The sequence below is a fragment of the Pseudomonas meliae genome (assembly GCF_001400515.1).
Taxonomy (GTDB): domain Bacteria; phylum Pseudomonadota; class Gammaproteobacteria; order Pseudomonadales; family Pseudomonadaceae; genus Aquipseudomonas; species Aquipseudomonas amygdali.
Genome location: NZ_LJQT01000028.1, coordinates 1 through 3,218 on the forward strand (window position 1 = coordinate 1; position 3,218 = coordinate 3,218).

Sequence of the window (3,218 nt, forward strand, 5' to 3'; positions counted from 1 at the left end):
CCCGGGGCGGTTCAGTCCGTCTGGATAAATGGCTGTGGGCCGCACGTTTTTTCAAAACACGCGCATTGGCCAAAGCAGCTATCGAAAGCGGCAAGGTGCACTGTCGCGGCGAACGTTGCAAGCCCGGCAAGGAGCCTCGTCCAGGCGACGAGTTTCAGATTCGCATGGGCTTCGATGAGTGCACGATAGTGGTCGAGGCGTTGTCCACCGTTCGCCGGGGTGCGCCTGAGGCGCAGACGCTGTATAGCGAGACACCCGACAGCATCGCCAAAAGAGAAAGCGCGGCCGCTCAGCGCAAGGCTGGCAACCTGGGTGTAACTACCGACGGAAAGCCCACCAAGAAGCAACGCCGGGAGCTTTTTGGTTTCCGTGCCAGCCACAACAACAACGACTGAAAACAGCGCATGGCGGCTCCGGCGATCAGCCCGAACGGCCAACCCGCTTGGAAGCGCACCGGATAGCTCCTAAAATGCCGGTCAATCCGCATGGCCACGGCGCTTTCGAGTGCCGGACGGTGCTTGCTCAGCCGCGTGCCATCCAATGTCATTACTTCAGATACCTTCCCTATGCATGATTTACCGGACACCGATTTCACCCAGCGCTTCATCTTCGACGAAAGCGACGTTCGTGGAGAGCTGGTAGCCCTTGAACGCAGTTATGCCGAAGTACTCGCCAAGCACCCGTACCCGGAGCCGGTCGCGCAGTTGCTGGGAGAACTGATGGCTGCCGCCGCTCTGCTGGTCGGCACCCTCAAGTTCGACGGACTGCTGATTTTGCAGGCGCGCTCCAGCGGCGCTGTACCGCTGCTGATGGTCGAATGCTCCAGCGAACGCGAGCTGCGCGGCATCGCCCGCTATGACGAAACGCTCATCACGCCAGCCGCTGGCCTGCAGGACCTGATGCCTGACGGTTCGCTGGCATTGACTGTCGACCCGCACAAGGGCAAGCGCTATCAGGGCATTGTGGCGCTGGATGGCGTCGACCTGTCGGAAAGCCTCTCTAACTACTTCGTGATGTCCGAGCAGTTGGGCACCCGTTTCTGGCTCAAGGCTGACGGTCATCGCGCCCGCGGCCTGCTGCTGCAGCAACTGCCTGCCGCACAGATCACCGACCCGGAAGAGCGCGATGCCAGCTGGGAACATGTCATTACCCTCGCCAGCACCCTGACTGCCGAAGAAATGCTCGGCCTGGACAACCAGACCATTTTGCATCGCCTGTATCACGAAGACCCAGTGCGCCTGTTCGACGCCCAGCCAATCTGTTTTCGCTGCAGTTGCTCGCGCGAGCGCTCGGCCAACGCACTGGTCAGTCTTGGCCTGGAGGACGCGCAGCAACTGGTCATCGAGCACAACGGCAGCATCGAGATCGACTGTCAGTTCTGCAACGAGCGCTACCTGTTCGATGCCACTGACGTTGCACAGCTGTTTGCTGGCGGCGGTGTCGATTCGCCATCTGACACGCGCCATTGATCAACGCGTAAAGTCCCTCAGAATACGGTATGGGCCCTTGTAATGCTGTTCTGACAGGAGGGTCCTACCATTTCTGGGCATTTCTGGCATAATCCGGCCCACTTTTACGCTGTAGTAGTGGTTGTTTTTTTACTACAAAACCGTTTGGAGCACTCGGCTACAGGCCGACGAGGAACCTCATGACGCAAATCAACAACGCTGTGCACACCGATCTGAGCACCGACGAACTGGTCAAGGAAGCCCTTGCCCGTAACGAAGGCGTACTTTCCGACACTGGCGCACTGGTTGTGGAGACAGGCCATCGTACTGGCCGTTCGCCGGTCGATCGTTTCATTGTTGAAGAGCCGAGCACCCAGGACGCCATCGCCTGGGGCCCGATCAACCGCAAGTTTCCGGCCGAGAAATTCGACGCCTTGTGGAACCGTGTCGGTGCATACCTGGCCGAGCGCGAGCGCTTCGTTTCCCACGTTCATGTAGGCTCCGATCCTGCGCACTACCTGCCCGTCAAGATGACCACCGAAACTGCGTGGCACAACCTGTTCGGCCGTTGTCTGTTCATCAACCCTGAACAGTACAACCCGGCTGGCAAGGACGAGTGGGAAATCCAGAACGCGCCATGGTTCGTCTGCGACCCTGAGCGTGACGGCACCAACTCCGATGGCACCGTCATCATCAACTTCGCCGCGCGCAAAGTACTCATCGCAGGCATGCGTTATGCCGGCGAAATGAAGAAAGCCATGTTCTCGGTACAGAACTTCCTGCTGCCAGCTTCGGACGTGCTGCCGATGCACTGCGCCGCCAACATGGGCGAAGAGGGCGATGTAACCCTGTTCTTCGGCCTGTCCGGCACCGGCAAGACCACCCTGTCCGCCGATGAAAGCCGTTACCTGATCGGTGACGACGAGCACGGCTGGGGCGAAGGTGTGGTGTTCAACATCGAAGGCGGTTGCTATGCCAAGTGCATCGACCTGTCCGAGAAGAACGAGCCGGTCATCTGGAAAGCCATTCAGCACGGCGCCGTACTGGAAAACGTCGTACTTGACCCGGTCACCAAAAAAGCCGACTACGCCGACAGCAGCCTGACCCAGAACAGCCGTGCGGCCTACCCGCGTGAACTGATCGAAAAACGCGCACCGAAAAACCTCGGCGGCGAGCCAAACGCCGTGATCTTCCTGACCTGCGACCTGACCGGCGTCCTGCCACCAGTGTCGATCCTCAGTGAAGAACAGGCTGCCTACCACTTCCTGTCGGGTTACACCGCACTGGTCGGTTCGACCGAAATGGGTTCGGGTTCGGGCATCAAGTCCACCTTCTCCACCTGCTTCGGCGCCCCGTTCTTCCCGCGTCCGGCTGGCGAATACGCTGAACTGCTGATCAAGCGCATCCGCGGCTTCAAATCCAAGGTCTACCTGGTCAACACCGGCTGGACCGGCGGTGGCTACGGCGTCGGCAAGCGCTTCAACATCCCGACCACCCGTGGCGTGATCGCAGCCATCCAGAGCGGCGCACTGATCGGTGCAGAAACCGAGCACCTGGACACCATCAACCTCGACGTACCGGAATCGGTACCCGGCGTCGACACCGGCCTGCTCAACCCACGCAACACCTGGGCTGACAAAGCGGCCTACGACGAAGCCGCCAAGGCCCTGGCTGGCCTGTTCGTGGAGAACTTCAAGAAGTTCGACGTGAGCGACGCCATCAAGGCTGCGGGTCCGAAGTTGTAATTAGCGTCCTCTAAAAAAACCGCCT

At 59.9% G+C, this 3,218-nt stretch carries 3 protein-coding genes; all 3 read left to right on the top strand.

All coding sequences use genetic code 11. The features are described 5' to 3' along the window. Positions 1 to 20 precede the first annotated feature (20 nt). The 3 genes from ALO64_RS01260 to ALO64_RS01270 all read left to right on the top strand — a co-directional run bounded on the left by ALO64_RS01260 (position 21) and on the right by ALO64_RS01270 (position 3,193). Positions 21 to 395: an RNA-binding S4 domain-containing protein gene (locus tag ALO64_RS01260; protein WP_044345706.1), complete on the top strand. Its 375-nt coding sequence runs from the start codon at positions 21 to 23 to the stop codon at positions 393 to 395. Between the two features lie 171 nt (positions 396 to 566). Then, positions 567 to 1,469, top strand: coding sequence for an Hsp33 family molecular chaperone HslO (gene hslO / locus ALO64_RS01265; RefSeq protein WP_044345705.1), 903 nt, complete (start codon positions 567 to 569; stop codon positions 1,467 to 1,469). A 179-nt stretch (positions 1,470 to 1,648) separates the two neighbouring features. Further along, positions 1,649 to 3,193, top strand: a complete 1,545-nt coding sequence (locus tag ALO64_RS01270; RefSeq protein ID WP_044345704.1) for a phosphoenolpyruvate carboxykinase — start codon at positions 1,649 to 1,651, stop codon at positions 3,191 to 3,193. Positions 3,194 to 3,218 lie beyond the last annotated feature (25 nt).